This window comes from Sphingomonas sp. (assembly GCF_026460985.1).
GTDB lineage: Bacteria > Pseudomonadota > Alphaproteobacteria > Sphingomonadales > Sphingomonadaceae > Sphingomonas.
The window spans coordinates 19,866-42,145 of sequence record NZ_JAPKNM010000096.1; the positions used below are offsets into that span (position 1 = coordinate 19,866).

At 67.9% G+C, this 22,280-nt stretch carries 25 protein-coding genes; 15 read left to right on the plus strand and 10 right to left on the minus strand.

Annotated elements, in window-relative coordinates; translation table 11 throughout:
• Positions 1-7 precede the first annotated feature (7 nt).
• The 3 genes from MT490_RS15780 to MT490_RS15790 all read right to left on the minus strand — a co-directional run bounded on the left by MT490_RS15780 (position 8) and on the right by MT490_RS15790 (position 2,623).
• Entirely contained in the window at positions 8-739 is a 732-nt protein-coding gene (locus MT490_RS15780; RefSeq protein WP_297389779.1) for a ParA family protein, read from the minus strand.
• A gap of 93 nt (positions 740-832) precedes the next feature.
• Complete coding sequence (locus MT490_RS15785; protein ID WP_297389782.1) at positions 833-1,219, minus strand: hypothetical protein; 387 nt, start codon at positions 1,217-1,219, stop codon at positions 833-835.
• 114 nt (positions 1,220-1,333) lie between these two features.
• Positions 1,334-2,623, minus strand: coding sequence for a type VI secretion protein ImpB (locus MT490_RS15790; RefSeq protein ID WP_297389784.1), 1,290 nt, complete (start codon positions 2,621-2,623; stop codon positions 1,334-1,336).
• A 202-nt stretch (positions 2,624-2,825) separates the two neighbouring features.
• Between MT490_RS15790 and MT490_RS15795 the strand changes: the two genes are divergently transcribed.
• Positions 2,826-3,314 carry a hypothetical protein gene (locus MT490_RS15795; protein ID WP_297389787.1) on the plus strand — a complete coding sequence of 163 codons (489 nt, stop codon included), beginning with the start codon at positions 2,826-2,828 and terminating at the stop codon, positions 3,312-3,314.
• Between the two features lie 161 nt (positions 3,315-3,475).
• On the opposite strand, the gene MT490_RS15800 is transcribed toward MT490_RS15795, so the two are convergent.
• From MT490_RS15800 to MT490_RS15830, 7 genes are read right to left on the minus strand one after another with little or no spacing between them, the layout of a single operon-like run.
• The gene (locus MT490_RS15800; protein ID WP_297389789.1) at positions 3,476-3,880 is read right to left on the minus strand and encodes a potassium channel family protein; all 405 of its coding nucleotides are present in this window, start codon (positions 3,878-3,880) and stop codon (positions 3,476-3,478) included.
• 2 nt (positions 3,881-3,882) lie between these two features.
• The gene (locus MT490_RS15805; protein WP_297389792.1) at positions 3,883-5,028 is read right to left on the minus strand and encodes a glutathionylspermidine synthase family protein; all 1,146 of its coding nucleotides are present in this window, start codon (positions 5,026-5,028) and stop codon (positions 3,883-3,885) included.
• A gap of 4 nt (positions 5,029-5,032) precedes the next feature.
• Complete coding sequence (locus MT490_RS15810; protein WP_297389795.1) at positions 5,033-5,455, minus strand: hypothetical protein; 423 nt, start codon at positions 5,453-5,455, stop codon at positions 5,033-5,035.
• A gap of 25 nt (positions 5,456-5,480) precedes the next feature.
• Positions 5,481-5,888: a DUF350 domain-containing protein gene (locus tag MT490_RS15815; protein WP_297389796.1), complete on the minus strand. Its 408-nt coding sequence runs from the start codon at positions 5,886-5,888 to the stop codon at positions 5,481-5,483.
• 41 nt (positions 5,889-5,929) lie between these two features.
• Complete coding sequence (locus MT490_RS15820; RefSeq protein ID WP_297389799.1) at positions 5,930-6,442, minus strand: DNA-deoxyinosine glycosylase; 513 nt, start codon at positions 6,440-6,442, stop codon at positions 5,930-5,932.
• Positions 6,439-6,831, minus strand: a complete 393-nt coding sequence (locus tag MT490_RS15825) for a type II toxin-antitoxin system VapC family toxin (protein WP_297389802.1) — start codon at positions 6,829-6,831, stop codon at positions 6,439-6,441. Before MT490_RS15825 ends, MT490_RS15820 begins: the two co-directional genes overlap by 4 nt.
• A complete protein-coding gene (locus MT490_RS15830) occupies positions 6,828-7,094 on the minus strand; it encodes a type II toxin-antitoxin system VapB family antitoxin (RefSeq protein WP_297389805.1) in 267 nt (88 codons plus the stop codon). The genes MT490_RS15825 and MT490_RS15830 overlap by 4 nt, the downstream gene beginning before the upstream one ends.
• Before the next feature lie 72 nt (positions 7,095-7,166).
• Between MT490_RS15830 and MT490_RS15835 the strand changes: the two genes are divergently transcribed.
• The 14 genes from MT490_RS15835 (at position 7,167) to murC (ending at position 22,243) form a co-directional block, all read left to right on the plus strand.
• A complete protein-coding gene (locus MT490_RS15835) occupies positions 7,167-7,496 on the plus strand; it encodes a DUF962 domain-containing protein (RefSeq protein ID WP_297389808.1) in 330 nt (109 codons plus the stop codon).
• A 46-nt stretch (positions 7,497-7,542) separates the two neighbouring features.
• Entirely contained in the window at positions 7,543-8,535 is a 993-nt protein-coding gene (locus tag MT490_RS15840; RefSeq protein ID WP_297389811.1) for a cysteine synthase A, read from the plus strand.
• An 85-nt stretch (positions 8,536-8,620) separates the two neighbouring features.
• Positions 8,621-8,893, plus strand: coding sequence for a hypothetical protein (locus tag MT490_RS15845; protein ID WP_297389814.1), 273 nt, complete (start codon positions 8,621-8,623; stop codon positions 8,891-8,893).
• A gap of 428 nt (positions 8,894-9,321) precedes the next feature.
• The gene (locus MT490_RS15850) at positions 9,322-9,807 is read left to right on the plus strand and encodes a division/cell wall cluster transcriptional repressor MraZ (protein WP_297389817.1); all 486 of its coding nucleotides are present in this window, start codon (positions 9,322-9,324) and stop codon (positions 9,805-9,807) included.
• Entirely contained in the window at positions 9,804-10,748 is a 945-nt protein-coding gene (gene rsmH / locus MT490_RS15855; protein WP_297389819.1) for a 16S rRNA (cytosine(1402)-N(4))-methyltransferase RsmH, read from the plus strand. Before MT490_RS15850 ends, rsmH begins: the two co-directional genes overlap by 4 nt.
• Positions 10,748-11,320, plus strand: a complete 573-nt coding sequence (locus tag MT490_RS15860) for a hypothetical protein (protein WP_297389823.1) — start codon at positions 10,748-10,750, stop codon at positions 11,318-11,320. Before rsmH ends, MT490_RS15860 begins: the two co-directional genes overlap by 1 nt.
• Complete coding sequence (locus MT490_RS15865) at positions 11,317-13,020, plus strand: penicillin-binding protein 2 (protein ID WP_297389825.1); 1,704 nt, start codon at positions 11,317-11,319, stop codon at positions 13,018-13,020. Before MT490_RS15860 ends, MT490_RS15865 begins: the two co-directional genes overlap by 4 nt.
• Entirely contained in the window at positions 13,017-14,432 is a 1,416-nt protein-coding gene (locus MT490_RS15870) for a UDP-N-acetylmuramoyl-L-alanyl-D-glutamate--2,6-diaminopimelate ligase (RefSeq protein WP_297389828.1), read from the plus strand. Before MT490_RS15865 ends, MT490_RS15870 begins: the two co-directional genes overlap by 4 nt.
• A gap of 190 nt (positions 14,433-14,622) precedes the next feature.
• Positions 14,623-16,002, plus strand: a complete 1,380-nt coding sequence (murF, locus tag MT490_RS15875) for a UDP-N-acetylmuramoyl-tripeptide--D-alanyl-D-alanine ligase (RefSeq protein WP_297389831.1) — start codon at positions 14,623-14,625, stop codon at positions 16,000-16,002.
• Positions 16,002-17,072, plus strand: coding sequence for a phospho-N-acetylmuramoyl-pentapeptide-transferase (mraY, locus tag MT490_RS15880; protein WP_297389834.1), 1,071 nt, complete (start codon positions 16,002-16,004; stop codon positions 17,070-17,072). The genes murF and mraY overlap by 1 nt, the downstream gene beginning before the upstream one ends.
• A gap of 200 nt (positions 17,073-17,272) precedes the next feature.
• Positions 17,273-18,454, plus strand: a complete 1,182-nt coding sequence (murD, locus tag MT490_RS15885; protein ID WP_297389837.1) for a UDP-N-acetylmuramoyl-L-alanine--D-glutamate ligase — start codon at positions 17,273-17,275, stop codon at positions 18,452-18,454.
• On the plus strand, positions 18,451-19,680 hold the full coding sequence (locus tag MT490_RS15890; protein ID WP_297389840.1) for a putative peptidoglycan glycosyltransferase FtsW: 1,230 nt from the start codon (positions 18,451-18,453) through the stop codon (positions 19,678-19,680). Before murD ends, MT490_RS15890 begins: the two co-directional genes overlap by 4 nt.
• Positions 19,677-20,828 carry an undecaprenyldiphospho-muramoylpentapeptide beta-N-acetylglucosaminyltransferase gene (gene murG / locus MT490_RS15895; protein WP_297389843.1) on the plus strand — a complete coding sequence of 384 codons (1,152 nt, stop codon included), beginning with the start codon at positions 19,677-19,679 and terminating at the stop codon, positions 20,826-20,828. The genes MT490_RS15890 and murG overlap by 4 nt, the downstream gene beginning before the upstream one ends.
• Positions 20,825-22,243 (plus strand): UDP-N-acetylmuramate--L-alanine ligase, encoded by a 1,419-nt coding sequence (gene murC / locus MT490_RS15900; RefSeq protein WP_297389846.1) that lies wholly within the window; start codon positions 20,825-20,827, stop codon positions 22,241-22,243. Before murG ends, murC begins: the two co-directional genes overlap by 4 nt.
• Positions 22,244-22,280 lie beyond the last annotated feature (37 nt).

Sequence of the window (22,280 nt, forward strand, 5' to 3'; positions counted from 1 at the left end):
CCCCGTCTCAACGCTTCGAGGCCAGCCGGCGTTCGATCGCCTGCCATAATTCCGCGAATGCCTGCGCGCCGGGGCTCCGCGGCGCGAAGGCGGCGAGCGGCGCGCGTCGCACCGTCATCGTCTCGATGATGCTCGCCATCGGGATCACCGGCCAGTCGGGCTGCGCGGCCAGCGCCTCGGCATGGAGCTTTCGGCGCCGGTCGACCATCGAATGGACGGGCATCAGCGCCACCTTGCCCCCGCGCTCGGCGAGGTGGCTCTCGACCTCGGCGAAGGCACGCGTGGCGAGCGGCGAGGGGATCACCGGCACCACGATCAGATCGGCGGCGCGCATCACCTGCTCGCTCGTCTCGGACAGGCCGGGCGCGCAATCGAGCAGCACGCGGTCATAGGAATCCGCCAGCGCGCCGAGCAGCTTGGCGAGGCGCTTCTTCTTGTCGAGCTCGTGGAAGGTCCGGTCGAGCGCGCGGAGCGACGTGTCGGCCGCGATCAGGTCGAGCCGGTCGATCGCGGTGTGCCGCGTCAGCTTCGCCGGCGCGACGTCGCGGGTGAAGATCGCCTGCGCCTGGCCCCGTCCACCCGTCTCGCCGGCGAGGAGGAAGGTGGAAGCGGCCTGGGGATCGAGGTCCCACAGCAAGGTGCGCCGCGAGGAGAGCGTCGCCGCCGCCCAGGCGAGGTTGACCGCCAGCGTCGTCTTACCGACGCCGCCCTTCAGGCTGTAGACCGCGATCGTCGCCAAGCGAGTCCCTCCCTTGCGCCGTGAGGCTGGCATGAAAAAGGGCCGGCGGGGAAGCCCCGCCGGCCCTTGGAAAACCACAATTCGACTTGTGCCTCAGGCGTGGCAGGTCTTGGCCGGCTTGCCGGGCAGGGTGACGCTGACGTTCTTCGGCGTGCCGGTGAGCTTGAAACCGCCCGCGGCCTCGAAGGGCTGGCCGGCTTCGGCCGCCTTGAGCATCGTGGCGGGGCCGCCCTTCTCGGTCTTGAGCTGGACCTGCTTGTTGCCCTGGAAGAAGTCGACATAGACGAGGCTGTTGTCGCCGCAGCGCAGCGTAACGCTCTCGGAGATCGCGGGCGGAAGCTCGACAGGCGCGGCGTTGGCGAGCTGCGACGCCATGGGATCGGGCGCGGTGCTGCTCACTTCTTCCGGAGCGTTGTTGTTGCATGCGGCTAGCGACAGGAGCGCAACGGCAGCGGCGGCAATAAGGGAGGGGTTCTTCATAGCGGGGTTCGCTTTCGATCAAGCAGCAAGAATCGTCAAGCGATTCGTGATACATGATTACATTATCGTTGTGCGCCGCAACATAACAGACACTTTGTTTCAGCCGTGTGACTTTCATTCGTGGAACTCGTCCAGATCCGGGATTCTCCCGAAGGCGATCTTGGTGCCCACTGCGTCGATACGGCCGCCGTTCAGCGGGCCGACGCTCACCGCGTGGCGGCCGAACTTCTCGTTGATCCGGTCCATCGCGCGGCTGAGCGATAATGTCCGCGTCTCGCGCGCCAGCGGATCGTCGGGATCCAGCGCGGCGAAGAGCGAGCCCTGCTCGCCCTCGACCCCCTCGATCTCGCAGAGCGTCACCCCCACCATGCGCAGGCGAAAGCCGCCGAGGCGTTCGCGCCCCGCGGCCGCCAGGCGGGGAAAGAGCGAATCGAGCGCCGAGAGGATGACGAAGCTGTCCTGCGTGTTCGGCAATTTGATCGCGGCGCGCCAATTGGACTTGTCGTCCTCGAACTTGCCGTGGAGCACGAGCAGCCGGCTGCGATAGCCCTTCCGCCGCAGCCGGCTCGCCGCCTTGAGCGCGAGGCGGCGCGCGGTGAGGCGGGTCGGTTCGAGCCCGCGCTTGCTGGGCGACAGGACGTGGCTGTGGCCGATCGTGCGGCTCTGGGTCGGCTTCTCCGGCAGTTCGACGCCGTGGAGCAGATACCAGAGCCGATCGCCATTGGTGCCGCCCCAGGCGGTCCCCGCGTCGCGCGGGCGGCGCTCGCAGAGTTGGCGGATGTCGAGGATGCCGTCGCGCGCGAGCCGCCGCTCCATCTTGGCGCCGATCCCCGCGATCTCGCGCAGCCGGAGGTCGTACAGCCGGTGCGGAAGCTGGTCCGCGGTGAGCACTACCAGCCCGTCGGGCTTCTGCATGTCGGAGGCGAGCTTGGCGAGCAGGCGGTTGGGGGCGATGCCGACCGAGCTGGTCAGGCATCCGCCGACATGCGCGCGGATGCCCGCCTTGATCCGCTTCGCCAGCGCGACCGCCGCTTCGGGCGAATTCTCGTTGTCGAGCAGCCGGCAGGCAACCTCGTCGATCGAGCAGACGTGCGTGACGGGGATGTGCTTCCAGATCTCGGCTAGGATCGCCTCGTGGAACTCGACATATTTCTCGTGCCGTGCGGGCGCGATCAATAGGTCGCGGCACTTGCGCTTCGCCTCCCAGACCGGCGTGCCGGTGGAGATGCCGTAGCTTTTGGCCTCGACCGAGGCGGCGATCGCGACGGTGGTGTCGGCATCCACGGGCGCGACGATCACCGGCTTGCCGCGCAGCGCCGGGTCCAGCTGCTGCTCGACGCTGGCGAAATAGCTGTTGAGATCGAGGAACAGCCAGCGCAGCGGCCGGGGCGGGAAGGCCAGCATGTTGGAAATGCCGGCCGTAACTTCGCATTTTTCCCGCGAATCGTGAACAAAAGTTTCAACCGCGCGATCGATCCTTGCGTGGCGCGAAGCGGCGCTCGGGATCGGAGCGGAAGCGGCGAGACTCACGCCTGGAACAATAGCAGAACATTTCCAACTAGGAAACGGGCTTGACCCGCGCGGGCCGGGTTCGCAGGACGGGGCGATGGAGGGCAGGATGCGGCGACTGGTGATTGCGGGACTGGCGCTGGCGCTCGCCGGGTGCGGCGGCGACGAAGAGCTGGCGAACAACAGCGCCGCGCCGACGCCGACGCCCACGCCGGGACCGATGCTCGGCGGCCTGGACCTCGACAAGCCGCTGCGCGCTTCGGGGACCGGGCCCTATTGGGCGATCCACATCGCGCCGGGGACGATCACCTTCACCGACAAGGCCGATGCGGCGCCGGTGGACCTCTATCCCGTCTCGCCCAAGCTCGCGGGCGAGACCGCAAGCTTCGAGACGCAGACGCCGCATGCCGAGCCGGTGACGATCACGCTGACGGCCAAGGCCTGCACGGCAGGCAAGGCGCAATTGCCGCTGACCGCCGAGGCGCGGATCGGCGGGCGCGTCCTGAAGGGCTGTGCGGGACCGGGCGCGTATGACTGGGCGGAGCGGGTGAAGAAAGCCTCGCCGACGCCTTCGACGGGGAAGTAGGGCATGTTGGAGGTGAGCTTGGGCACCCGTTCGTGCTGAGCTTGTCGAAGCACCGTCCTTCTTTCTCTACCGAGGCAAGAGAAGAACGGCCCTTCGACAAGCTCAGGGCGAACGGAGTTGGTGGAGCCACCCTACTCCCAACCTGGAACGGGGAGGCGTGTTCACCCCTCGACGGCGCGCCCGGGAGAGTCGGCCCCTCGCGCCGCCTCCAGTCGCGCCACCGATTCCTCGAGCCGCGCGAGCGACTCCAGGATCCGCACCTGCTCCTCGTGGGTGAAGGCGTCGCGGTCCTGGTTGATGCGTTCGATCAGCCGCACGACGATCAGCGGCGCGATGCCGAAGATCGAGAGGTGCATCAGCGCCAGCGCCAGCATCTCGCCGGCAGTGGTCTTGGGGCTGATGTCGCCATAGCCGGTCGAAGTGGCGGTGGTGCCTGCCCAATAGAGGCTGTTGGCGAAGCTGTGGCCTTCGATCGCCATGAACAGCAAGGTGAAGGTCAACAGCAAGATCGCATAAGCGAGCGCCAGTTCCTTGAGCGTGTCGGTCGCTGCCTGAAGCTTGTTCATCGTCACCCCCTGATAACGTGCGGAACGAAACGGGCGCGGTTGCCGGTGATCAGCCCGTCCTCGCGAATGCCCATCCCCGCGGCCTCGCCGTCTACCACCCAGCAGCCGAGCACCGGATAGCCGTTGCCGAAATCGCGCAGGGGATAGAGCGCCTGGTACATGGTCAGCCCCTGGCGATACTCGCCCGCCGAGCGCGCCAGGCTCCGGCCGTCGGCCACGACCTCGATGTTGGCGCCCTCGCGCGCGAGAAAGGGCTTGGCGACGTAGCTGGCGCCGATCTTCTCCTGGATCACCGACGCGGCGAGCAGGTTCGGATGATCGGGGAACATCGCCCAGAGTACCTGGAGCACCGCCTTGTTGCTCCACAGCATCTTCCAGATCGGCTCGATCCACGCGGTCTCGGGCAGATGGCGGACGATGTCCTGCCCGTAGCGCTCGCTGACGATCCACTCCCAGGGATAGAGCTTGAAGATCGCGGTGATGAGCTGATCGTCGGAGTCGACGATGCGGCCGCGGCCGTCGAGGCCGATATCGTCGATCAACACCGCCAGCGTCTCGAGCCCCGCCTGCTCGGCGAGGTCGCGCATATAGGTGGCGGTGATGGTGTCCTCGTGCGACGGATCGGCGGCGTGGGTGAACCAGATGCGCTGGTCGGGCAGGCGCGCGCGGATCTCGGCCCAGCGGCCGAGCAGTTTCTCGTGTAGGCTGTTGAACTGGTCGAGCTCGGGGAAGAGCGCTTCCTTCCAGTCCCACTGGACCACCGCCGCCTCGAGCATCGAAGTGGGGGTGTCGCAGTTGAACTCGAACAGCTTGGGCTCGCCCTCGCCGGTATAGCCGAAGTCGAAGCGGCCATAGTTGAGCGAGGGCGGCTCGTTCCGCCACGCCGCCTTGAGCGGACGATGGCAATATTCGGGGATGCCGAACAGGTCGAGGATCTCGGGATCCTCGACGATCCGCTCGCCCGCCTCGAGGAACAGGCCGTAGACGCTCTCGGCGGCCGCCTCGATCTTCTCGATCTCGGCGAGGCTGAACGCATAATAAGCGCGCTCGTCCCAATAAGGCTCGCCGTCCTGGCTGTGCCAGATCAGCCCCTGCGCCTCGACCTTGCCCTGCCAGTCGTCGCGCGGCGCGATCGCATGCCGCTCCACAGGCTCAGGACCTGCCGCCGCCGAAGCTGCGCCCGCTCGAGCCCAGCCCGCCGCGCGACACCGCCGCCGAGCGCGTCATCCGCGACGATGCCGGCGCGGCGGCATAGCTGACGCCAGCGGCCGGCGCGAACGAGCCGCGGCCGGCATAGCGGGGGTTGCGGATCGACTCGCCGTAATAGGGGACGGCCGAGTTGCGCCCGAGATAATACCAGAGGAACGCGGTCCCCACGCCGCTCCCGCCGCCGCTGTGGACGACGGTGCGCTGGCCGCACTGGCTGTCGTCGACGCGGTTGCCGTCCTTGTCGACGCAGATCGCGGTGTCGCGATCGGCGACGACGTCTTCGTTCCAGTCGTCGTTGGACGAGCATCCGGGCAGCGATAGCAGGGCCGCGGCCATCGCCGTCGTCATGGACAATTGCTTCTTCATCGCGTGTCTCCTGTCGACCGGCTGCTCAAGGGACCATGCAGGCCGCCTGGAGGATGCCGATCCCCAGCCCGGTGCCGCCGACGAAGATGCCCGAGGCGACGCAGCCGTCGGCGATCCGCTTGGAGATCGCCGTGAACAGCAGCCGCGCGATGGCGAAGAAGACGATGAGCTGGACCAGGGCCGCGACCGCGCCCCAGAGCAGCATGTCGGGGATGCTCACCGAATGGCCGATCACGATCGCCACGGGCACCGCGAAGCCGAGGAAGGTGCCGGTGAGCTGGGTCGCCGCCGCGGTGTTGCCCTCGCGGATCAGGGCGAATTCCTTGTGCGGTGTGATCAGCACGTAGATCGCCAGGAACGCCACCGCGAGCCCGAGCGCGGCGCCGAAATAGGCGAGGAAATGCGGCAAAGTATCGGTGAAATATTCGAACATGGCGTGCCCTCCCGTTTTCGCGCCCGTTTCCTCCATGCCTATCAGCGGTTCGGAGCTTCGGGAAGCCATGCCGCGAGCGTCTGCCACGCGGGCAGCTTCGCCGCGAATCCGATCGTGTGGAGCGGGCTGCTCGAGGGGAGGGCGACGACCTCGTAGCGGGTAGCCGCGGCGCCGAGCTGCTTGCGGCCGTGGCGCAGCGCGGTGCCGCCGTTGAACGCGATCGCGCGGAGATGGGGGAGGGTGGCGGCGAGCGCCGCGATGTCGTGCCCCTCGATGTCGCGTATCGCCGCGTCGGTGCTGCCCGGGCGCGTGGCGCTCGCGACGACGTCCCACAGGCCGATATGCGCGGCGAGCAAAGCGGCGAGGCGCTCGTCATAGGAGAGGGGAGACAGGTCGCGGCCGGCAGCGGGCGAGATCAGCCGCCAGAACTGGTTCTGCGGATGCGCGTAATAGCGCCGCTCCGCCAGGGAGCGCTCGCCGGGCAGCGAGCCCAGGACGAGCAGCCGCACGCGCGCGTCGACGACCGGCGGAAAGCTGTGCTTGCGCGCGCTCACAGTGCGGCGGTGATGTCGGTATGGACGAAGTCGTCGCCCTTGAAGAGCAAGGGCTCGCCGGTCGCCTTGGCGAGGGCGTAGGCGAAGCAATCGCCGAAGTTGAGGCGGGCGGGGTGGCGGGAGGCCTGGCCAAAGGTACGGTAGCCAGTCTCGCCGATGACTGCTTGTTCTGCGGTGACGGGCGCAATCTCCAACGGAAACAATTCGAGCAGTTCGCTCAGCTTTTTGCGGAGTATGGGGTCCGCGCGGCGAGTCAGGACGACCGTAAGCTCGATCCAACTGCCGGCTGAGATTCGCCGTATCGCGGCAGTGCGCAAGGCGCGGGTGATAGCGGCCTGCTCAGGCTCGTCGAGCAGCATCGCCATTACCGCGGAGGTGTCGACGATCACTTGGGCAGGCCGTCCTCGTCGTAGATTTCGTCCATGATCTCTTTCGAGGTCTTGCCATGCCAATCGGCGGGCATATGCGCACGAAACTCGCGGCTTATCTCCTGCACCCGCGCAATCGTTTCCTGAATTTCTTCCTCGCGCCGTTGCAATTCGCGCTCAAGCGCTTGGCGGATCGCCTTGGTCACCGGTTGGCCGGTGGCGTCGGCGAGCTCGCGCGCCAGCCGGACAGTTTCAGCATCCTTGATGTTGAGCTGCGCACCCATTTTTCTACCTCCAGGCGCACTCTTTCTACCATGGCTTGAAAGCAGGGGGAAGTCGGGTGTAGCTTCCCGACCATGGCGCGCACGATCACCCGTTACGCCGATTTCTGGCCCTACTATCTGCGCGAGCACGCGAAGCCCGAGACGCGGCGGCTGCATTATGTCGGGACCGCGCTGACCTTCCTGTTCCTCGCGCTTGCGCTGGCATGGGGCGGCTGGTGGTGGCTGCTGATTCCGCTGGCGGGCTACGGCTTCGCCTGGGCGGCGCATTTCGGGGTGGAGAAGAACCGGCCGGCGACCTTCACCTATCCGCTCTGGTCGCTCTTCTCGGACTATCGGATGTTCTTCCTGTGGCTCGGCCGAAGGCTGGGGCCGCATCTGAAGCGCGCGGGCGTCGCGACATAGTTTCACTTGCTTGCGGTTGCGGGCAGGACGCCCCTATCTAGCCGCCATGCATGTGACATCCGACACGCTGGGCCTGATCGGCAATACTCCGCTGGTGCGCCTCAAGGGCCCGAGCGAGGCGACCGGTTGCGACATCTTCGGCAAGTGCGAATTCGCCAATCCGGGCGCGTCGGTGAAGGACCGGGCGGCGCTGTTCATCGTCCAGGACGCCGAGGAGCGCGGGCTGATCCAGCCCGGCGGGACGATCGTCGAGGGAACCGCGGGCAATACCGGCATCGGCCTGGCGCTGGTCGCCAACGCCAAGGGCTACCGCACGATCATCGTGATGCCCGAGACGCAGAGCCGCGAGAAGATGGACACGCTGCGCGCATTGGGCGCTGAGCTGGTGCTGGTGCCGGCGGCGCCCTATTCGAACCCCGGGCATTTCGTCCACACCTCGCGCCGCATCGCCGAGGAGACGCCCAACGCGATCTGGGCCAACCAGTTCGACAATATCGCCAATCGCCGCGCGCACATCGTCGGCACCGCCGAGGAGATCTGGGCGCAGATGGAGGAGCGGGTCGACGGCTTCACCTGCTCGGTCGGAACCGGGGGCACGCTGGCGGGCGTGGGGCTGGGGCTCAAGGCCAAGGACGAGAAGGTCTGCATCGCGCTCAGCGATCCGCACGGCGCGGCGCTCTACGATTATTATGCCTGTGGCGAGCTCCGGTCCGAGGGCAGCTCGGTCGCCGAAGGGATCGGGCAGGGGCGGATCACCGGAAACCTCGAGGGCGCGCCGGTCGACGCCCAGTTCCGCATCTCCGACGAGGAGGGGCTCGAATGGGTGCGCCGGCTGCTCGCCGAGGAGGGGCTGTGCCTGGGGCTCTCCTCGGGCATCAACGTCGCGGGCGCGGTGCGGCTGGCGAAGCAATTGGGGCCGGGCAAGCGCATCGCCACGATCCTGTGCGACACCGGGTTCCGCTACCTCTCGACGCTGTACAATGGCGAGTGGCTGCGCACCAAGGGACTGCCCGTGCCGGAGTGGCTCGGCGGCGCCTGACCTTCGCGCCTCGACAAGGCTGTGACGAGACGTTACCTTTATCCCACAGCTTATGAAGTCGGGATCGCAAGACTCAGCTCAGGCGATGCAGCGTGTCCGGGTCGGCATGACCGGACTGGCGATGGTGCTTGTCCTCATCGGACTGGCCACCGCGATCTTTTCCTCGGCCAATCGCGACGAGCCGGTGACGGCGGTGGGCGCCCCCAATGCGTCGGTGGTCGCCAACATCATCATCGAGCCAGTCAACCTGGCGACCGAGAAGGAAAAGGACGAGCCGCTAGCCGAACTCGGCGTGGCGCCGAGCGCCTCTTCCACCGAGAGCCCGGCCGATGGCGCGGGCGGAACCGCGCAGCCCTGACCTACCGATATTGACGGGATGACGCGGGCGGCGCGGGGACGCGACCGCACGAGTCGCGCGCGTTCTGCACCTTCGCGCGTCGGTGAATAGCGGGTTCGCGGGCCGTACTTCCAGACCAACGATCTGAAATATCTCAAGAAAATTTGTCTCTGCCGGGTTCAGGCCTCTGTCCGAGCGCAATCCGGCCGTCTGGAGAAACGTAAATAGAACATACTATGATCTTGAGTAGAACACGGCGATTTTTAGGAGCAAAGTGGGGCAAATTCCCCCTAAATCCCCACTTTACCCGTTGTGTCCCGGCGTACTTTGTGATCAAAGGAGATGCTTAAGGGGGCACGAACCCTTTTCACCGTGAGATCACAGCGCCGGAGGCGGCAGGAAATCGCGATTCCGGAAACGGGGAAGGCGTGCCCAAAAGGGGTTTGGGCGTGGCGGATAGGGAGCTCTTCGAAGGATTTGCGCTCCAGGCGGTGGACCAGAAGGGTCGTGTCGCCATTCCCGCAGACCTGCGCGCCGCCGCCGAACGCAATTCCGACATTCGTCAGATCGTCGTGGGCCTCCACCCGGAGGATCCGTGCCTCTCCGCGCACGATCTGAGCTGGTCGAAAGAGAAGTATGACCGGCTCGATCGCAAGGAGGCGCTTGCCGAGGAGCGCGGCTCCGAGGTCGACACCCGCGCCAAGCGCCGCGCCTTCGGCCAGGTCGAAAAGGCGCCCTTCGACGACTCGGGCCGCTTCGTGATCCCGCCCTTCTTCCGCATGAAGGCGAAGATCGGGAAGTGGGCCTTCTTCAACGGATCGGGCGAGACGTTCGACGTCTGGGCCCCCGAAGTGCTGCTCGCCGACGACAATGCCGATCCGGGCCTGCGCGAGATCTGCGAATATCTCTGCCAATCCAAGGGCGTGAAGCTGTGAGCGCGCCCCACATCCCCGTGCTGCTCGACGAAGTGGTCGACGGCCTCGCCATCGTGCCCGGCGAGCGCCATGTCGACGCGACGTTCGGCGCGGGCGGCTACACCAACGCCATCCTCGAGCGGGGTGCCGAGGTGGCCGCCTTCGATCGCGACCCCCAGGCGATCGAGGGCGGCCAAACCTTGGTGGCGAAGGCAGGCGGGCGGCTGATCCTGATCGAGGCGCCGTTCAGCCAGATGGAAGGCGAGTTGGCGCGGCGCGGGATGACGCCGGTGGACGGCGTGACGATGGATATCGGCGTCTCGTCGATGCAGCTCGACCAGGCCGATCGCGGATTCTCGTTCCAGGCCGACGGTCCGCTCGACATGCGGATGAGCCAGTCCGGGATGACCGCCGAGGAGTGGCTCAACACCGCCGACGAAGAAGAGATCGCTAACGTTTTATTTAACTTTGGCGAGGAGCCGAAGTCCCGCCGAGTCGCCCGCGCGATCGTCTCCGCACGACCCCTTAAGCGGACTTCCGAACTGGCGAACGTGGTTAGAAAATCATTAAACCATAAACACTACGACAAGAAGGACCCGGCCACCCGGACCTTTCAGGCGATCCGCATCCACCTCAACCGCGAGCTCGACGAGCTCGCGGAAGGTCTCGCTGCGGCCGAGCGCGTGCTCAAGCCCGGAGGCCGGCTGGCGGTGGTCACCTTCCACTCGCTCGAGGACCGCATGGTGAAGCGGTTCCTGCGCGAGCGCAGTGGCAGCGAGCCCGCGGGTTCGCGGCATCGTCCGATGGCAGGCCCCCGGGCCGCGCCGAGTTTCGAGGCTCCCGCCAAGGCCGTCCGGCCCGGCGAGGAGGAAGTGGCGCGTAACCCGCGCGCCCGGTCTGCGACGCTGCGCGTGGCGCGTCGGACGGCCGCGGCGCCTTGGGACAGTGAGGGAGTGAGCTGATGGGAGTGCGAGGCTTCAAGGGACTGGGATGGTTCCTGTGCGGCGCTGTCGTGGCGCCCGCATGCTATCTCGTCAATTCGCACGGCGCCGCCGAACAGGCGAAGCTGAACGCGACGCGGCTGGCGATCGTCCAGGCGCAGCGCGACATCCGCAGCCTCGAGACCGAGTTCAACACGCGCGCCAACCTCGCCCAGCTCGAGCGCTGGAACGGCGAGGTGCTGGCACTCGCCGCGCCGGCGCCGCAGCAATATCTGGCGGGCGAGACCGCGCTGGCCAGCCTCGGCCAGCAGCCCGCCGACATTCAGGTCGCCGCATTGGTGATGCCGGCCGGCGCACCCGCGCCGCAGACTGCCGCCGCGACGATGGCGCCCGCCGCCAATCCGGTGCAGGGCGCGCCGCAAGTAGCCGCTGTCGCCACGAAGAGCGTGGCGCAGCAGGATGGGGAGCTTCGCAAGCTGATGAAGAAGGCAGACCGCCAGGCGATCGCCTCGGTGGATCGCGGCGTATTGAGCGCGTCGACGATGGAAGATCTGCAGAAGCTGGCGAAGCGCGAGAAATTGGCGCTGCGTTGATCGTCGTCGTCGCCCCGCCGGCCCGGCAGGGTCGTACGGGCGGTGCCCGTCAGGCGCTCGTCGCCATCGCCCAGCTGCGGCTTATGGTGCTGTCGCTGCTGTTCGGCTTCGGCATGCTGGTCGTGGTCGGCAAGCTCGCCTTGCTCGCGCTCTGGGCCGAGCCCGCCACCGCGCGCGACATCGCCGCATCCCTGATCCCGCCGCGCGGCGACATCGTCGACCGCAACGGCGCGCCGCTCGCGCGCAGCATCGAGGCCTGGTCGATCGCGGTGCACCCCAACCAGGTGATCGGCGACAAGACCGCGCTCGCCGAGCGGCTGGCCGAGCTGATCCCCGACAAGAGCGCCGGCGATTATTACGCCCTGCTGAGTTCGGGCAGCAGCTTCGCCTATCTCAAGCGCCGGGCGATGCCCGAGCTGGTGACCGCGGTGAACGCGCTCGGCGAGCCGGGCATGGAGTTCCAGCGCGAGCCTGACCGGCTCTATCCGCAATCCAACATGGCCGCGCACGTCCTCGGCTTTCTCGACGCCCAGGGGCGCGGGGTCTCCGGGATGGAGAAGGTGCTCGAGAAGCATCTGAGCGATCCGGCCAAGCGCGGCGCTCCGGTGGCGCTGTCGATCGACGCGCGCGTCCAGGCTGCGCTCGAGAACGAGCTGGGTCGCGCGATGGCCGACCTGCAGGCGCGCGGCGCGGCGGGAGTGATCCTCGACGTGCGCACCGGCGAAGTGCTCGCGATGACTTCGCTGCCCAGCTTCAATCCCAATGCGCTGCCGGGCGCGGCGCCGCCCAACAACGTCACCCAGAGCGTCTACGAGCTCGGCTCCACCTTCAAGCCGCTCGCGGTCGCCGCGGCGATCGATTCGGGCGCGATCACGTCGATGACGCGACGCTTCGACGCGACCAAGCCGCTGCACATCGGGCGCTTCTCGATCAACGACGATCCGGGCGACGAGCAGTTCCGCTGGCTCAACATCCCCGAGACGCTCGTCTTTTCGTCCAACATCGCCACCGCGCGGATCGCCGACGAACTGGGCGCGGCGCGGATGCAGGACCTGTTCCGCAGGCTGGGCTTCGACCGGCGGCCCGATATCGAGCTGGGCGGCGCGCGTCCGCTCTGGCCGAACTTCTGGGGCCGGCTGACGGTGATGACCACGGCTTATGGCCACGGCATCGCGGTGACGCCGCTGCATCTCGCCAATGCCTATGCGGTGATGGTCAATGGCGGCATCTTGCGGCCGACCACCTTGCTCAAGGTCGATCCGAACAACGTTCCTGCCGGGCAGCGCGCGCTGAAGGAATCGACCAGCGCGCGGATGCGCCAGCTGCTCCGGCTGATCGTGACCAAGGGCACCGGCCGCAAGGCCGACGCGCCGGGCTTCCGCGTCGCCGGCAAGACGGGCACTGCCGAGGCGGCGTCGGTGGGTGGATACGACAAGCATCGCAACGTCTCGACCTTCGCGGCGGCTTTCCCAATCGACGCGCCACGCTATGTGGTGGTCGCCATGCTCGACTCGCCCAAGGCCAATGCCAACACGCCGCGCACGACCGCGGGCTGGACTGCCGCGCCCGTCGTAGGACGCGTGGTTACCCGCACCGGCGCATTGCTGGGGGTGACCCCCGACAACAACCGCGACATCGACGAGAGCGACCTGCTCCCGCTGATCTGGGAAGGGCCGGAAGCGCAGAAGGCGGCCCGGTGAGGCTGGGCGTACTGACCGGCGGCGACGAGACCGCTGCGATCACCGGATTCGCGATCGATCACCGCAAGGTTGCGCCGGGAACGGTGTTCGGCGCCTTCGAGGGCGCGCGGGTCAATGGCGAGGACTTCATCCCGGCGGCGGTGAAGGCCGGCGCGGTGGCGATCGTCGCGCGGCCCGAGGCGGTGGTCGAGGGGGCGGTGCACATCGCGGACATCAACCCGCGCGAGCGCTTCGCCCGGCTGGCGGCGCAGTTCTTCGCGCCCTTCCCCGAGACCGCGGTCGCGGTGACGGGCACCAACGGCAAGACCTCCACCGTCGAGATGACGCGCCAATTGTGGCGGATGGCGGGGCAGCATGCGGCGTCGATCGGGACGCTGGGGGTGACCACGTCCGACGATACCGTCTCGACCGGGCTGACCACGCCCGATGTGGTGACCTTCCTCGCCAATGTCGCGGGGCTCGCGCGCGAGGGCGTCAGCCATGTGGCGTTCGAGGCCTCGAGCCACGGCCTGTCGCAATATCGCACCGAGGGGCTGCCGGTGCGCGCGGCGGCGTTCACCAATCTGAGCCGCGACCATCTCGACTATCACGGCGACATGGCGGCCTATTTCCACGCCAAGCTCCGCCTCTTCGCCGACGTGCTCGACATGGACGGCGCCGCGGTGGTCTGGGCCGACGATCCGCATGCGATGCGGGTGGAGGAACTCGCGCGGATGCGCGGCAACAAGCTGATCACGGTGGGCGAGCATGGCGAGACGCTGAGGCTCGTCGGGCGCGACCCGACCTTGCTGGGGCAGGGGCTGACGATCGAGGCCGAGGGCAGGACGCACAAGGTGATGCTGCCGCTGATCGGCGCGTACCAGGCGGCCAATGCGCTGACCGCGGCGGGGCTGGTGATCGCGACGGGCGGCGATGTGGGGACCACGCTTGCCAATCTGGCGCGGCTGCAGCCGGTGCGCGGGCGGCTCGAGCGCGCGGTGATCACGCGCAGCGGCGCGCCGGTCTATGTCGATTATGCGCATACCCCCGACGCGCTCGAGGCGGCGATCGCGGCATTGAAGCCGCATACCAGCGGGCGGCTGATCCTCGTCTTCGGCGCGGGCGGGGATCGCGATACCGGCAAGCGCGAGCCGATGGGGCAGGCCGCGGCGGCGGGCGCCGACGTGGTGATCGTCACCGACGACAACCCGCGTACCGAGGATCCGGCGGCGATCCGCGCTGAGGTGCTGAAAGGCGCTCCGCAAGCGACCGAGATCGGCGGGCGGCGCGAGGCGATCGCGGCGGCGGTCGCCATGGCCGGAGCCGAGGATATCGTGCTGATAGCAGGCAAGGGGCACGAGCAGGGCCAGATCGTCGGCGATAGCGTGCTTCCTTTCGACGATGTGAGCGTTGCCCGGGAATGCGCGGCGTGAGGGATCTTCTTACTTCAAGCCCCTCCCCTTCAGGGGAGGATCAATCGGGTCGAAATGCCCCCCGGGCATTTCTGAAGCAGGCCGGGGGCCTGCTTCACCCGATTGATGGGGTGGGGCCTGTCCGTCTCACCGAGACCTTTCGCCTGCCGCACTGCCCCACCCCAACCCCTCCCCTGAAGGGGAGGGGCTTATGAGTTCGCCGCTCTGGACCTCTGACGAGATCGCCGCCGCCACCGGCGGGACCGCCTCAGCGCCCTTCGACGCCACCGGCGTCACCTTCGACTCCCGCGAAGTCGGCCCCGGTGACCTGTTCCTGGCGCTGAAGGGCGAGACGACCGACGGGCATCGCTTCCTCGACCAGGCCTTTGCGCAGGGAGCGGCGGGGGCGGTGGTGTCGGAGGAGATCGCGCATCCCAATGTCCGGGTCGACGACACGACTGCGGCGCTCGACGCGCTCGGCATTGCCGCCCGCGCGCGGATGCAGGGCAAGGTGATCGGGGTCACCGGGTCGGTCGGCAAGACCGGGACCAAGGAAGCGCTGTTCGCGGCGCTCGATCGCATGAATCCGGGCTGCGCGCACCGATCGGTCAAGAGCTACAACAACCATACCGGAGTGCCGCTGAGCCTCGCCCGCATGCCGCGCGACGCGCGCTTCGGCGTATTCGAGATGGGGATGAACCATGCGGGCGAGCTCGCGCAGCTCACCCGGCTGGTGCGGCCGCATGTCGCGATGGTCACCACGATCGCACCGGCGCATATGGGCTTCTTCGCGAGCGAAGAGGCGATCGCCGACGCCAAAAGCGAGATCTTCGAGGGGCTCGAGCCGGACGGGACGGCGATCGTGCCGTTCGACAGCCCGCACCGCGACCGGCTGATCGCCGCCGCTACGCCGCACGCCGCCAGGGTGGTGACCTTCGGGATGAGCGAGGGCGCCGATTACCGCGCGGTCGAGATGATGCGGACGCGGATCGGCGGGACCTTCGTCACCGCGCGCTTCGGGTCACGCGAACTGAGCTTCACCATAGCCCAGCCCGGCGCGCACTGGGTCTCCAACGCGATGGGCATCATCGCCGCGGTCGACGCGGCGGGGGGCGACCTCGAAATGGCGGGCCTCGCGCTCGCCGAGATGGGCGGGCTCGCCGGGCGCGGCGCGCGCTTCATGGCGGCACTGCCGGACGGTGAGGCGCTGATCATCGACGAGAGCTACAACGCCAACCCCGCCTCGATGCGCGCGACCCTGGCGGTGCTGGCGAACGAGCCGGGGCGGAAGATCGCCGTGCTCGGCGAGATGCGCGAGCTGGGCACGCATTCGGACGCGTTCCATGCAGGGCTCGCCGAGCCGATCGCGGCCGCCGGCGTCTCGCACGCGATCCTGGTCGGCGAGGCGATGGGCGCGCTTGCGAATGCGCTTGAGGGGCGCGTGGAATTCGTCCATGTGCCCGACGCCGCAACCGCGCGCGAACGGCTGAATGCCGTGCTGGCGCCGGGCGATGCGGTTCTCGTGAAAGGCTCGAACGGCGTGCGTCTCTCGACGGTCGTGGCGGCATTGGCGGAAAGGGCGATGGCCTAATGCTCTACTGGATCGCGGAACAGCTGGGCTTCCCCGGCGTCCTCAATCTCTTCCGCTATCTCTCGTTCCGCACCGGCGCGGCGGTCGCCACCGCCTTGCTGCTCGGGCTTATCATCGGGCCCAGGTTCATCGGCTGGCTGCGCCTCCGCCAGGGCAAGGGGCAGCCGATCCGCAGCGACGGGCCGCAGAGCCACCTCGCCAAGCGCGGCACGCCGACGATGGGCGGGCTGATGATCCTCACCAGCCTCATGATCTCGCTGTTCCTGTGGATGAACCTCGCCAACCCGCTGGTCTGGGCGTGCATGTTCGTCACCTTCGGCTTCGGCGCGATCGGCTTCCTCGACGACTATGACAAGGTGCGCAAGGCGAGCACGGCGGGCGTATCGGGCAGGGTGCGGCTGCTCGGCGAGTTCGTGATCGCGGGCATCGCCAGCTGGGTGATCATCGGGCAGACGGGCACGCAGCTCTACGTGCCCTTCTTCGCCTGGATCCACCCCGATCTCGGCTGGTTCTACATCCCCTTCGCGGCCTTCACGATCGTCGCGTTCGGCAATGCGGTGAACCTCACCGACGGGCTCGACGGGCTCGCGACGATGCCGGTGGTGATCGCCAGCATGGCGTTCATGCTGATCGCCTACATCGCGGGCAACAAGGTGTTCGCGACCTATCTGGGCATCCCGCACGTGCCGGGCGCGGGCGACCTGGCGATCTTCTGCGGCGCGATCGTCGGCGCGGGGCTCGCCTTCCTGTGGTTCAACGCGCCCCCGGCGGCGGTGTTCATGGGCGATACCGGCAGCCTGGCGCTCGGCGGCGCGCTCGGCGCGATCGCGGTGTCGTCGCAGCACGAGCTGGTGCTCGGCATCATCGGCGGGCTGTTCGTCGTCGAGGCGCTGAGCGTGATCATCCAGGTGTTCTTCTTCAAGCGCACCGGCAAGCGCGTCTTCAAGATGGCGCCGATCCACCATCATTTCGAACAGCTCGGCTGGTCGGAGCCGACGGTGGTGATCCGCTTCTGGATCATCGCATTCGTGCTGGCGCTGGCGGGGCTCTCGACGCTGAAGCTGCGGTGATCACGTGTCCCGCCTGGCGCGGCAAACGCTATGCGGTGCTCGGACTTGCGCGGTCGGGGCTGACGACGGTCGATGCGCTGTTAGCGTCGGGCGCGGGCGTTGTGGCTTGGGATGCGAAGGAGGAAGCGCGGGACGCTCTTCTAGCCCCTCCCCTTCAGGGGAGGGGTTGGGGTGGGGCAGTGCCGCAGGCCGACCGCCCGTTGACAGGCCCCACCCCCAACCCCTCCCCTGAAGGGGAGGGGCTTAAGATTGCCGATCCGCTGGAGATCGATCTCGCCGGTTTCGCGGGCGTGGTCGTCTCCCCCGGGGTTCCCCTCAACAAGCACCCGATCGCCGCCAAGGCGCGCGACGCGGGCGTGCCGGTCATCGGCGATATCGAGCTGTTCGCCCAGGCCCGGGCCGAACTTCCGCCGCACAAGGTCGTCGGGATTACCGGGACCAACGGCAAGTCGACCACCACCGCGCTGATCGATCATATCGCCCGCACCGCTGGGCTGCCGAGCCTCGCGGGCGGCAATATCGGGCTGCCGATCCTCGGGCGCGATCCGCTCCCCGAGGGCGGCGTCTATGTGCTCGAGCTGTCGAGCTACCAGATCGACCTGAGCTTCAGCCTCGACTGCGACGTAGCGGTGCTGCTCAACATCACGCCTGACCATCTCGACCGCTATGACGGGTTCGAAGGCTATGCCGCGTCCAAGGCGCGGCTGTTCGCGATGCAGTCCAAGGGGCATGCCGCGGTGATCGGCATTGGCGATGCGCCCTCGGCGAACATCGCGCGGCAGGTGGCGCTGTCGGGCCGCAGCGAGGACCTGACCAAGATCGCGCCGGGCGTGTGCATGGACCAGTCGCGCTGGCCGACGCTGCAGGGGCCGCACAACGCGCAGAACGCACTCGCCGCGATCGCGGCCTGCGAGGCGTTGGGCATCGACAAGGAAGCGATCGACCGCGGGCTAGAAACCTTCCCCGGCCTGCCGCACCGGATGGAGCGCGTCGCGACGCGGAACGGGGTGCTGTTCGTCAACGACAGCAAGGCGACCAATGCCGATTCCACCACGCCGGCGCTCTCGGCCTATCCGAAGGTCCACTGGATCCTCGGCGGGCTCGCCAAGACCGACAGCCTCGAGGCGTGCCGGCCGGGCTTCGGCCATGTCGTCAAGGCGTACACGATCGGCGATGCGGGCGAGCTGTTCGCGTCGCTCCTCGAAGGCGAGATGCCGGTCGAGCGTTCGGGTACCCTCGAGGCTGCGGTGCGGAGCGCCGCGGCGCAGGCGCAGCCGGGCGAGACCGTCCTGCTCTCGCCGGCTTGCGCCTCGTTCGACCAGTTCAAGGATTATGAGGCACGCGGCCAGGCGTTCCGCGACGCAGTGAGCGCGCTCGGATGAGTGAGGCGGCCGAAACCGGCAAGCCCAACGGCGACGTCCGGCGGCGGGTGAGCAAGCAGCTCGGTCGCGCCAATACGACGCGCGCGGGCATGTGGTTCTGGGAAGTCGACCGCGTGCTGCTGCTGCTCGCGATGCTGCTGATCGCGATCGGCCTCGTCGCCGTCGCCGCCGCTTCTCCCGCCACCGCGCGGCGCTATTCGGACGCGACGCACATCATGCAGCCGATGTATTATTTCTGGCGGCAATTGGTGTGGGTGTGCCTCTCCGTGCCCGTGCTGATCGGCGTGTCGATGCTGCCGATCACCGCGGCGCGGCGCTTCGCTTTGTTCGGCGCGGCGTTCTTCCTGCTGCTGCTCGCGCTGGTGCCGTTCATCGGATCGGAGGCGAACGGGGCGCGGCGCTGGATCGATTTCGGCGTGGCCGACCTCCAGCCCTCGGAGTTCCTCAAGCCCTTCTTCATCGTCGCCACCGCGTGGATGCTGTCGTTCCGCGCCAAGGATCCCGAGCTGCCGGTGCTGTTCATCACCGGCGGGCTGACCGCGGTGATCGCGGTGCTGCTGATGCTCCAGCCCGATTTCGGCCAGACCATGGTGTTCGGGATCGTCTGGCTGATCCTGCTGACCCTCTCGGGCATCTCGACCGTGGCGATCGGCGGGCTGCTCGGCACCGCGGTGGCGGGCGTGGTCGCGGCCTATCTGTTCTACGATACCGCGCGGACGCGCATCAACAACTTCCTCTTCCCGACGAAGGAGGCCGCGCTGGCCGACCGCTATCAGGTCGACATGGCGCACCAGACCTTGAGCGCGGGCGGGCTCACCGGCGCGGGGCCAGGCAGCGGCCAGGTCAAGTTCAAGCTGCCCGAAGCGCATACCGACTATATCTTCTCGGTGATCGGCGAGGAGTTCGGGCTGGTCTCGTGCGCGGTGATCGTCGTGCTCTATGCCGCGATCGTGATCCGGGTGTTCATGAAGATGCTCGACGAGGAGGATGCCTTCCGCCTGCTCGCGGCCTCGGGGCTCGCCGCGCAATTCGGCGTGCAGGCGTTGATCAACATGGCGGTGAACACCGGCATCGCGCCGTCCAAGGGCATGACGCTGCCGTTCATCAGCTATGGCGGATCGTCGATGATCGCGCTTTCGATCGGCTATGGGTTGCTGCTCGCCTTCACGCGCCGAAACCCGTATCTGAAGCGCTCGCCATATACGGGTCGGTGGAGCAAGGGATGACGAATTCGCGCAGCTATGTCCTGGCAGCGGGCGGGACCGGAGGGCATATGGTGCCCGCCGCCGCCCTCGCGGCCGAGCTGGCGAAGAGGGGGCACAAGGTCGCGCTGGTGAGCGACGATCGCGGCGTGCGCTTCCCGGGCCTGTTCGACGGAATCGAGACGCATGTGCTGCCCGCAGGCCGGCTGGGCGGCGGGCCGCTCGGCTATCTGCGCGCGGCGAGCCGTATCATGGCGGGACGATCGATGGCGCTGCGGCTCTACAAGGAACTGCGTCCCTCGGCGGTGATCGGCTTCGGCGGCTATCCGGCGCTGCCCTCGATCCTCGCGGCGTTCCGTGCCGGCGTGCCGACGGTGATCCACGAGCAGAATGCGGTGCTGGGCCGGGTCAACCGCTTCGTCGCGGGCCGGGTCAGCGCGATCGCGACCTCCTATGACGCGGTCGAGCGGATGAAGCCGCGCTGGGCGCGCAAGACGCACCTGATCGGCAATCCGGTGCGCGAGGCGGTGCTCGCGCTGCGCGAACGACCTTACCCCATCCTCGACGAGGACGGGATCTTCCGCGTGCTCGTCACCGGCGGCAGCCAGGGTGCGACGGTGCTGAGCAAAGTGGTGCCCGACGGGTTGGCGTTGCTCCCCGTCCATTTCCGCCGCCGGCTGCAGGTGACGCACCAGGCGCGGATCGAGGATATCGACGCGGTGCGCGCGAAGTATCAGGCGCACGGCATCCCGGCCGACGTCTCGACCTATATCACCGACATGCCCGAGGCGCTGGCCTGGGCGCATATCGTCATCGCGCGCGCGGGCGCCTCGACCATCGCCGAGCTGACCGCGGCGGGGCGCCCGGCGATCCTCGTGCCGCTGCCGAGCGCTACCGACGACCACCAGACCGCCAATGCGCGCGAGATCACCAATGCCGGCGGCGCGCGGACCATCGCGCAGCGCGCGTTCACCGCGACCGAGCTCGCCAAGCAGATCCAGAAGCTCGGGCTCGACACGCAGGGGCTCGAAAATGCGGCGGCCCGTGCCAGGAGCGTCGGGCGTCCGCATGCGGCGAGCGACCTCGCCGATCTCGTCGAATCGATTCACGCCCCGACGGCGCCGATCAAGGTGCGCCGCGCGGCCATCCAGGGAAGGCTCGCTCACGCATGAAGGGTGTCGCAACCGATATCGGCACGATCCATTTCGTCGGGATCGGCGGTATCGGCATGTCGGGTATCGCCGAGGTGATGCACAATCTCGGCTACAAGGTGCAGGGCTCGGACGTCGCGGAGGGCTATGTCGTGCAGGGCCTGCGCGACCGCGGCATCCCGATCGAGATCGGCCACAAGGCCGGGAATATCGGCGACGCGGCGGTGGTCGTGGTCTCGACCGCGATCGTGCGCACCAATCCCGAGGTCGAGGCGGCATACCAGCGCCGCGTGCCGGTGGTGCGCCGCGCCGAGATGCTCGCCGAGCTGATGCGGCTGAAGTCCACCGTTGCGGTGGCGGGGACGCACGGCAAGACCACGACGACCTCGATGATCGCGGCCTTGCTCGACGCGGGCGGGGTGGATCCGACGGTGATCAACGGCGGGATCATCAACCAGTACGGCTCGAACGCCCGATTGGGCGACAGCGACTGGATGGTGGTCGAGGCCGACGAGAGCGACGGCAGTTTCCTGCGCCTCGACGGCACGATCGCGGTAGTGACCAACATCGATCCCGAGCATCTCGACCATTACGGCTCGTTCGACCGCGCCAAGGACGCCTATGTCGAGTTCGTCGAGAACGTGCCCTTCTATGGCGCAGCTTTGCTTTGCCTCGACCATCCCGAAGTGCAGGCAATCATCCCGCGCGTCCGCGATCGCCGGATCATCACCTATGGTTTCGCCGCCAGCGCCGATGTGCGTGGGGTGAACGTCACGCCGCATTCGGGGGGGAACCGTTTCGAGGCGATCATCCGCAATCGCGACGGCACGGTCCGCTCGATCGAGAATATCGAACTGCCGATGCCCGGCCGGCACAATGTCCAGAACGCGCTCGCCGCGATCGGCGTGGCGCTCGAGCTCGGCATCCCCGACGTGACGATCCAGAAGGGCTTTGCGCGCTTCGGCGGGGTCAAAAGGCGCTTCACCAAGGTGGGCGAGACGCAGGGCGTGACGGTGATCGACGATTACGGACACCACCCGGTTGAGATCCGCGCGGTGCTCGCCGCAGCGCGCGAGAGCGCCGAGGGCAGGGTGATCGCGGTGGTCCAGCCGCACCGCTATTCGCGCCTCGGCAATCTGATGGACGACTTCGCCCAGGCCTTCAACGACGCCGACATGGTGCTGGTGACGCCGGTCTATGCCGCCGGTGAGGAGCCGCGCGAGGGCGTCGACTCCGAGGCTCTGGTCGACGGGATCCGCCGGCGCGGGCACCGCTCGGCCGCCGCAGTCGCCGATGCCGATGCGCTGGCGCGCAGCCTCGCCGAAGTGGTGGTGCCGGGCGACATGGTCGTCTGCCTCGGCGCGGGCGACATCACGAAGTGGGCCGCGGGCCTCGCGCCGGCGATCGAGCAGGTCCGGCAGGGAGCGGCGGCATGAGCGACTGGTTCTCCACCGCGGTCGAGATGCAGCGCGA

Coding starts and splice junctions, on each gene's coding strand:
- MT490_RS15785 (WP_297389782.1), bottom strand. CDS start 1,219: ATGAAGAACCCCTCCCTTATTGCCGCCGCTGCCGTTGCGCTCCTGTCG.
- MT490_RS15790 (WP_297389784.1), bottom strand. CDS start 2,623: ATGCTGGCCTTCCCGCCCCGGCCGCTGCGCTGGCTGTTCCTCGATCTC.
- MT490_RS15795 (WP_297389787.1), top strand. CDS start 2,826: ATGGAGGGCAGGATGCGGCGACTGGTGATTGCGGGACTGGCGCTGGCG.
- MT490_RS15800 (WP_297389789.1), bottom strand. CDS start 3,880: ATGAACAAGCTTCAGGCAGCGACCGACACGCTCAAGGAACTGGCGCTC.
- MT490_RS15810 (WP_297389795.1), bottom strand. CDS start 5,455: ATGAAGAAGCAATTGTCCATGACGACGGCGATGGCCGCGGCCCTGCTA.
- MT490_RS15815 (WP_297389796.1), bottom strand. CDS start 5,888: ATGTTCGAATATTTCACCGATACTTTGCCGCATTTCCTCGCCTATTTC.
- MT490_RS15830 (WP_297389805.1), bottom strand. CDS start 7,094: ATGGGTGCGCAGCTCAACATCAAGGATGCTGAAACTGTCCGGCTGGCG.
- MT490_RS15835 (WP_297389808.1), top strand. CDS start 7,167: ATGGCGCGCACGATCACCCGTTACGCCGATTTCTGGCCCTACTATCTG.
- MT490_RS15840 (WP_297389811.1), top strand. CDS start 7,543: ATGCATGTGACATCCGACACGCTGGGCCTGATCGGCAATACTCCGCTG.
- MT490_RS15845 (WP_297389814.1), top strand. CDS start 8,621: ATGCAGCGTGTCCGGGTCGGCATGACCGGACTGGCGATGGTGCTTGTC.
- MT490_RS15860 (WP_297389823.1), top strand. CDS start 10,748: ATGGGAGTGCGAGGCTTCAAGGGACTGGGATGGTTCCTGTGCGGCGCT.
- murF (WP_297389831.1), top strand. CDS start 14,623: ATGAGTTCGCCGCTCTGGACCTCTGACGAGATCGCCGCCGCCACCGGC.
- mraY (WP_297389834.1), top strand. CDS start 16,002: ATGCTCTACTGGATCGCGGAACAGCTGGGCTTCCCCGGCGTCCTCAAT.
- MT490_RS15890 (WP_297389840.1), top strand. CDS start 18,451: ATGAGTGAGGCGGCCGAAACCGGCAAGCCCAACGGCGACGTCCGGCGG.
- murG (WP_297389843.1), top strand. CDS start 19,677: ATGACGAATTCGCGCAGCTATGTCCTGGCAGCGGGCGGGACCGGAGGG.
- murC (WP_297389846.1), top strand. CDS start 20,825: ATGAAGGGTGTCGCAACCGATATCGGCACGATCCATTTCGTCGGGATC.